Source organism: Halosegnis rubeus (assembly GCF_009184545.1).
In the GTDB taxonomy this organism is placed as follows: Archaea; Halobacteriota; Halobacteria; order Halobacteriales; family Haloarculaceae; genus Halosegnis; species Halosegnis rubeus.
This window is the reverse complement of record NZ_QJOW01000007.1, coordinates 35,202-43,662: the sequence shown is the minus strand read 5'-3', so window position 1 is coordinate 43,662 and position 8,461 is coordinate 35,202. Positions and strand designations below refer to the sequence as shown.

The 8,461-nt window shown below is 51.0% G+C and carries 2 protein-coding genes and 1 pseudogene; 1 reads left to right on the top strand and 2 read right to left on the bottom strand.

Going from position 1 to position 8,461, the window contains the following annotated elements; all coding sequences use genetic code 11:
• Positions 1 to 267 precede the first annotated feature (267 nt).
• Positions 268 to 2,976: a helix-turn-helix domain-containing protein gene (locus tag DMP03_RS12880; RefSeq protein WP_152120953.1), complete on the bottom strand. Its 2,709-nt coding sequence runs from the start codon at positions 2,974 to 2,976 to the stop codon at positions 268 to 270.
• Positions 2,973 to 7,445 (bottom strand): PAS domain S-box protein, encoded by a 4,473-nt coding sequence (locus DMP03_RS12875; protein WP_152120952.1) that lies wholly within the window; start codon positions 7,443 to 7,445, stop codon positions 2,973 to 2,975. Before DMP03_RS12875 ends, DMP03_RS12880 begins: the two co-directional genes overlap by 4 nt.
• A gap of 421 nt (positions 7,446 to 7,866) precedes the next feature.
• Here DMP03_RS12875 and DMP03_RS14970 point away from each other — a divergent pair.
• Positions 7,867 to 8,256 (top strand): annotated as a pseudogene (locus tag DMP03_RS14970) (hypothetical protein); the annotation flags it as partial.
• Positions 8,257 to 8,461 lie beyond the last annotated feature (205 nt).

The window sequence follows — 8,461 nt, the reverse complement described above, 5'->3', positions numbered from 1 at the left end:
TTATAAGTAAAATAGGTTAAAACGTACCAGCTCACGCGGGATCAGCAGTGCTATAGTAGATATCATCCGGAGATTCCAAAAGTAAATATCATTAGATATCGGCTGGAGCCTGTATTAACTTTAGCCCTATGGCCAATTTCGAGGTACACGTATGTGTCCTACATAGGGCAGTTGTGAGTATTAATCATTATTGGCATATGTAATGGGGTGGGGGAATTTGAGCCTATACTGAAAGGTACACCAATATCCAGAGGCCCTCAACAGCGTCTATAGTTCCGTTGAGTCCTGATAGAGAGTCGTCAGCAGATTAGACTCAGCAGCTCGAAGATGCTGGTTGAACGTTGACTGTGCGATATCGAGAGTCTTGGCAATCGACGTCGAATCTGCATCCCGCGGCCAATTAAAATATCCTGCGTAGAGCGCCGTCTGCAAGACTTCTTCTTGCCGGGCGGTAAGAGCTCCATCAAGACGTGCCGAGAGAGAGGTATTGGTTTCTCCCCGCTCACTATCCAGTTTGGATAACAGGGTGAGATCGCTGTAGTCTTGCCGGAGTGAACTCAGATATTCTCCGACGTCGACTGTGAATGGCACGGTTACTGAAACCACGATTTCGTTGGACTCGGAAGCGTTTGTGATTTGATTTACTGCAACTCCTTGGTCGGTCAGTTTCTCGCAAAAGCTGCTGTTCCGCACCGGGATTTTACAGTAGATACCATTTCGAGAGTCGCTCAAAATGACCGTCTCTGGATCAAAACCAGCGGCTTCGAACGCCTCGGGGGTCACGTTTTCACCGGTCACTCGTGCGAACAGGAGGTGATCTGGACTCTCAGTCACTACATTCAACACTTCGAGATCCGTCTCCATATCCGAAACAAGAGCTGCAAGGCCAGTATCGTCCTCGAACTGGACTTTGAGAATTGTGCCCCCACCGGATAGAAGCGCCGCCTTTTGCCGGAGTGCTGATATCCCGTGACCTATTATCTGACCGAGCTCTGTGAGGGCTGTCACCTCTTCTTCAGCGAAGGCGTTTGGCAGTTTGGAATGGACTTCTAATATTCCGAGGATCGAAGCCTCGCTCTGTAGTGGTACGGCCACAATCGAGTTGGTGCCATTTTTCAGTGCGTCTTGTTCCCACTCCGTTTCGGAGCGAGCGGTCATTAAGTCGCCCTCCACGACCGAGTCTTCAATCCTGTATGCTCGTTCAGCAGGTGGCAATTTAGAGTGATTCCGTTGGGTATTGTCATCTGCTGGAGTGTCGTTCGTTCCCACTTTTTGATATTGGAGCGACTCAGTTTTGGCTCTGACCTCAATCGTATTCGTATTAATATCTTTTTTACCGATCCAGGCCCCACTAACCAGATCCAGATGAACTAAAGCATTACAGACCTCCTGGTATAGTTCTTCTCGTGTATTTGCACTGATAACCGTGGCACTTATCGACCGTATCAGTGTGTTGATGCGATCCAGTCGTGTCAGCCGTTCGTTTTGCTCGTTTAACCGCTGGTCCCGTTCCCGAAGAGCCGCCTCTTGGGCTGTTCGTTCGAATGCGCTTGCTGCGTTCGCTGCTAACGTCTTTGCCAATTTATTCTTTCCCGAGGGGATCTCTGGCGTCGTGGTCATCCCCACCAACAGGACCCCTTCTGATTCTAGTGAGTAGAGACACCACGACGAGAACTCCTCTGTCAACCACTGGCTTGACCGAGTATCTGCAACGTCTTCGTCTTCGGGGCTCAACTGTTCTGTTCGAGTCACGTAGGCTGTCCAGACTGGTGTGTCTCCTTCAGAGATGGATGGAAGCTCGATTTCAGTACCATCTTCAGTGGATGCGTGTGCTAGTGGGACCAAGCGTCCCGTGTGCTCGTCTCGTGTATATATCGTGGCAAACTCGAATCCGAGTTCACCGACTGCGGCAGTTGTCACGGTCTCACCGATGCTACGTTCCGAGTCCGCTGTCATTAAATCGCGAGAAACCGCATGCAGATCCTCAAGCTGCTGTTCATACGCGTACCTCTCTGTAATGTTATGGTAATGTTCAATCCGCCCACCGGCATAAAGACCAGTTTGAATCGGCCCGCTCCAGTACTCCAACCACTGCTGCTCTTTCGAAGCCGTCTCAGGGATTCGGACGACGGCTTCGACTTCGGAATTCATATTCTCTAGAGAATGAGTTACGAGGTCCGACAGTGTTTGCTCACCTGAGGGATATTCGTTGTACGATTCAGAAGCAATGCGACTGTAGTCAGACCCTTGGATATCGTCTCTATCAACTCCGAGTAATTCTTCTGTAGTTTCGTTTGCCCACACCACCTGTCCGTCGCGATCAACGACAACGATCCCTTCCTCTGATGTGTCCAGGACGTCTTCAGTGAGGGACTGGTACTGCTGTTGTTCCCTGCGCTCTGCTGCTGTTCGTTGCAGGCGCTCAATAGCCACTCGAAAATCCCTGTCTGGCAGGTTCTGGAGGTACCGTTCGACTTTATCCTCGAGTTCTGTGAGTTGGTCCGTGAGTGTCTGGTATTTCGGACTCGTTTCGAGGGTATCTGCGTCCATGACGGCTTCCAAGGTCGATTGGCGTTCTATCAGCGAGAACAGCCCTTGTAGATCCTCGTTGTACTCGGCACGAGTGAGCATCTGGGAAATAACGTCTTCAAGACCGTCTGCTTCAACGGGCTTTTCGAGATACGCATCGAATCCCATTTTGACGATATCGAAGTCCGGTGTCACCGCAGAGACGATAACCACCTGGCAGTTCGACTCATATTGTCTGAGTCGCGTGAGAACCTCTCCGCCCGATAACCCGGGCATCATCCGATCCAGAAGAACGATATCGACAGTCGAATCGAACGCTTCCAGGGCTTCTTCGCCAGAGTATGCGGTTTCGACAACATAGCGGTCTGCGAGCCACTCTGCATACAGCTCAGCCAAACTCTGGTCATCCTCGACGACCAAGATCTTTATCTTTCCCTTTTGCATCATAGTTTACGACGCGGTACCGGTTTTTGTGAGTCCTCTCGAGACGGTTGGGTGGGGACTTCCAGCGTAATATCGGTCCCATCTTCCGAGGTTTCGACCGAAACCGACCCACCGACACGAGTCACCAGCGCCCGCACCATCCACAGTCCGAGTCCCTGACCGTGACTGAGCGGCGTTTCTTCGCCGGTTTCAAGCAGACTTTTCTCCATCTCTGGGAGTCCAGGCCCGGTATCGGAAACACAGATTTCCACCCACCGTTTATCAGGTTTCGAGACACTGATCTGTACAGATGGCTGGCCAGTTTTATCCGCCGTGATGGCATTATCGACGAGCTCAGAGATGGCTTTGTCGAGATCATCCGGTACGTGTAATTCGGTATCGTGTTCAGTTGTGACCGTGACACTTGCAGTAGTATATTCTTCTTCTGCTTTTGTTCGAATATCCGTAATTATTTGTTCAACGGATCGGTGGGTAAACAAATCACTCTCGCTTGTGAGAATCTCTCGCAGATATTTAATCTTGCTGACCATTCGTTCCCAATTTTCAAGTATTTCTAGAACCGTCGCTGCCCGCTGTTCACGAGTGTCCGTATCTGTACTCGATTCAAGTAGCTCGACGTACCCTCTAAGCTTCGTCAGATCATTTCGGATATTGTGCCGCATAATCCGGTGTAAGACTTGGACGTGCTGTCGACGCTGTTCTTGAGCCGTGATATCCCGTGCCTCGAATACGAGGAAGCTAAGCTCTCCATGTTGGTTCGAAATCGGCTTAATCGAGACGTCAAAAGTAGCGAGTCCATCAACACCTTCTGCTTCCACCTTGAACCGAACGAACGAACCCGAAGTTGCTTGATTAATTGCCTGTCTGATTTTATCTCGTACTTCAGATGAATGCGAAAATATTTCGCTCTCCCAGAGTGGCGTGCCTCTGCTTTCGTCTACCTCTATCCCACCGAACTCCGTGATGGGTTCATTTAATTCGAGAATGTCACCACTCTGGTTCAGTAGTCCGGTTAATTGGAACGTTTGATTGAATACGGATTCGAACTTTTTGATCTGACTTTTGATCTCGGTGATATTGCGAATATATAACAAGAACCCACCAATTGCTTTGTCGTGGGATAGATTCCGTCCACGTGCCTCTACCGTGATCCACTCGTTGGCTTCAGTTTTTAATCGGAACTCTAGCTGAACGCTTGAGTCGGCGTCGTTAACGGTATTGAAAAAGTCCTCCATTACACGGTCCCGGTCCTCAGGATGGATATAATCAAAGATGCTCTCTTGTTCTAGCTGAGTTGGATCATATCCGAGAACTCGTTCAGTAGAGCCACTAAGATAGGTGAAACACCCATCACGATCTAAGATGGACACGACATCGACTGATTCCTCAACGAACCGCTCCGTTCTCCGGCGCTGTTGACGCCGGTTAGTGAGATCTCTGATGACCATCCCATACCCCAGAAACGCTTCTTCAGTTTGAAGCGAGACGTATGAGACTTCAGCAGGAAACGACGATCCATTCTGACGGACACGTTGTCCTTCGTGAGTACTTTCTCCTGCGAGAGATGCCTGTGTTAATAGCCGATCAGCAACACGCTTTTGCTCCTGTTCAGGGTGTAACTCCGCTACTGGCATACCGATCGCAGCTTCCTCGTCATATCCAAAAATGTCGGCTGCTCCCTCGTTCCAGCCGTCGATCTGTCCATCGTCATCGAGAAGTACGAAGGCGTATTCTTCGAGACTTTCTGAGAGAATCTCAAACCGCTCCCGTTCCTGTTGAATCTGCCGAACCCGTTGTTTTTCCTCTGTTATGTCTGTTGCAATCGCGATAAGCTTCTCTTCACGTTCGTCATCGTGTCTCAGAATAGCATCTGTGTGCACCCATCGTGTTTGTCCGTCTGTATCAATGACCCTGAAATCCACAGATAAGGTATTAGTGTCACCAAGTTGGCTCAATAAATCACGAACACGGTCCCGATCTTCTGGCGCGACGATCTGCAAGAACTCTTCTTTGTTGTCCGGGTCGTGGCCAAATAAATCGATAAGCGTTTGGTTGAATGACATCGTGCCCGTCTCGAAATTCCACTCTGCGATACCGGTGTCCGTTCCAGAAAGAACCAACTGGAGTTTTTGATTCTGTTCTGCTAGGTTCCGAGTCCGTTCCCTTCGATCTGTAACTTCCTGCTGTATACCAATAAACTCCGAAAGCGTTCCATCCGCGTCAGTGACTGGCGTGACAGACAACCGATTCCAGTATTCACTCCCGTCCTTTCGGTAGTTTTTCACCTCTACTGTCACCGGCTCACCGGCTGCAATCGCCTCCCGAAGCTTTGATATTTCCTCTGGGTCTGTCTCGGGTCCCTGAAGGAAACGTGGATTACGACCTAAGGCGTCGTCCTCCTCATAGCCGGTAATGTCAGTGAACCCTTTATTGACGTACTCGATCGGATTGTCCTCCTGCTGTGGGTCGGTAATCATGACTCCAACGTTCGAGGAATCGATCGCTTGCTCCTTGAGTTCGAGTTCACGTTGCCGTTCCTGTTTTGCAGTTTCATCGCGCACAGTACAGACGAGGGCGCCATCATCAACGATGGTCAGGGAAAGCTTGGCCGGAAACGTCGTCCCGTCCGGTCGGGATCCGGTTACTTCGCCCCGCCAGTGCCCCTCCGACTCAAGAACCGGGAAGGCTTCCGACTCAAGACGCTCCACTTCCTCTTCGTTATAGAGCATCCGCCAAGAGTTCCCGAGGAATTCGTCCGTCTCATCGAACCCATACATATCGATATGTGTCTCGTCGATATAGGTGTATTCTCCATCTTCGAGAATGGCGAATCCGTCTTTCGCATCTTCGACGGCCTGCTGGAACGTCTCTAACTCGCGACGTCGTCGCTCACGGGGAGTAATATCACGGCTAGAAACGACGAGCGATTCGACTCCTGATTCCCCTGCCACGGGACGGATCGTACCCGTGATGAACCGATTGTCACCGTCCTGATACGGATGTTCAGCTTGGAAACTAACATACTCGCCAGCAGCCGCTCGTTCGATCCAGTCTTTTAGCTCTTCTTGTAGGTCTGAGGAATGCGACCACCACTCTCCTTCCCAGAACGGTTCCCCCAAGATATCGGATTTGTCGTTCGAAACGTAGTCTAGCGCTGCTTCATTGACCTCAATCGTCTCACCATCAGTTTCTAATAACCCCACCAGCATCTCGGGGTCTTCGAGCACGGACTCGAAACGCCGCTCGTTTTTTTGAATTTCCTCTTGGCGTTGATGCTTTTCAGACACGTCACGGACAACACAGACGATTCGACCGTCTTCCAAACGTGTCAGAGATAGTTCGGTCGGGAACTCTTCTGTACCGTCCGGAGATGCAGTTACAGTACCTCTCCACTCACCATCAGACCGGAGGGCTGAAAACGCCTCATCCTCTATGCGCTCGATTTCAACGGCATCAGCATACAAATCACGCCAAGTCTGCCCGAGTAACTCATCTTGGTGCTTGAACCCGTACATTTCGGTATGCGTTTGGTCAACGTACGTGTACTCCTCGTTCTCCAAAATAGCAATCCCATCACTCGCATTCTCGATAGCCGATTTAAATGACTCCAGGCGACGCCGGCGTTCCCGCTGTTCCGTCACATCTCTCGCAACGGTATGCATATAGGCCTCCCCATCGCGCTCGATCCGACGGCTCGAGAACTCGACATTGATTTTATTCTCGTCGCTCCGAAGTAGTTTCGCTTCAGTGGTTGCTTGTTCGCCGGCTAAAATCTGATCGTGGTAATCCTGATAGGCATGTAAGTCGACCTCTTCGTGAAGATCGGGAATACACATCGAGAGGAGTTCCTCTCGCTCATAGCCAGTTAACTCGCAGGCAGCCTGATTCACTTGGACGAAATTCGCATCTGAATCACTGACGAAAATGGCATCGTTGGAGTCTTCAAACAACGTGTGTGTCCAATCACGTTCAGCCTGTAACTCCTCGAGGTGTCGGATTCGTGAAATTACAGGTTCGAGATTCGAGACGACGAGTTTCGCCAGTTCTGCGTCGTTCTGAGTAAAGGCATCGACTTCAGTAGCTCCGACACTCAAGACGCCGAAATCTGAAATTGGCACAAGAATTTCGCTCCGAATCGGGGTGTCTGAATTATACGTGCCATCGGCCTCGCGGACATCGTCGAACACTTCCGGACGGTTCTGTCTGTACACACGCCCGGCGAGAGAATCAAGTGGAAGGATAGGTGCATCGCCGATCACCTCTTGTGCCTCAGTTGATTCGGCGATTGGGCGGAGTTCGTTTTCCTGCTCATCGTACTCCCAGATCGCCGAAAGAGGCGCATCAAAATTGAGATCCAACATTCGGACCGCAACGGCAGAGACGTCCTCAATCGAACCGGCTTGGTTCAGTTCCGAAGACAACCCAAGAAGTCCCGCAGGTGTGTGTTCCGTGTACGCGTCTCCATCGCTCATACATCGTATATTGTTGTTCCGCTATATTATGCTTTCACTAACAGAACCATCTCATATCGGCCCCAATAGAATTGGCTCGATAAATATAGGGTACAGCTATTCACCCTTGAAAATCAATTGTGATAACAAGATGTTGACGGAAGCAGTTGAGGTACTCGGGCCGAAATAAAGCGTTGATATACTGCGGGCGGCAGGGGAACCGCGATCAGTTAGCTGGCTGAGTTAAGAGCTAGATACTCCGATTGCCACTTGTTACAGACGTGTGAAGGAACTCTCTGAGAATATGTATTTAGAAGAGGCCACTGCGGACGAGAGCAGAAATAAAACACAGTACTGTCGAACGGCGGATAGTATTGAAGTCAAGCTTGCATCTGACGTATTACTTAGCGGCTCTCGATTTTTGCAAACTCGAGAAGTACCAATAGATACGATACCGTTAGATTCCGTTACGCTTGATGAGTTCTCCCAAACCATTGATATTGTCGGAGTCTACTTTGGGAGTTTGATCGACGATGTTGCTGTTCATGCATCCATTTCACGCCGGCAGCTTGTGGCGGTGCTGGCACGCGCCCAGCTCTCGGATGGTCAACTCGACACCGGGGGACTGACCGATAACGGCGACATCATCCACCAGTCGAACGATGAGACACTCTTTTGCCTTGACGGTGATTTCTGGACGGAGCTGGGCGGGCTCCACTACTTGAGCCCAGACGAGGGACGAGCAGCCAGAGAAGTTCATCGCCGACTCATCGAAGCGGTCGCCGGAGACGTCGCCGACTACAATCGCGAGCGCGATCCGTTTATTGTCATCACGGAGAGAGTACGTGAAGTACGACGGCGCGGTCGTGGGCGGGGGGCTGCTCGCGGGCTGTTCGAGCCAGAGCGCGTCGGAGCCGACGGCGACGGACGCTACGACGGACGTCGACCGAGCCACCACGACAGGAGCATACGGGCACCATCTCGCCGGTCGGTGAGGTGGCCCTCGATGAGCCGCCGACGAGCGTCTTCACACATTT

What these genes read in the sequence shown, in the direction of transcription:
- DMP03_RS12880 (WP_152120953.1), bottom strand. Translation starts at nt 2,976, where the DNA reads ATGATGCAAAAGGGAAAGATAAAGATCTTGGTCGTCGAGGATGACCAG.
- DMP03_RS12875 (WP_152120952.1), bottom strand. Translation starts at nt 7,445, where the DNA reads ATGAGCGATGGAGACGCGTACACGGAACACACACCTGCGGGACTTCTT.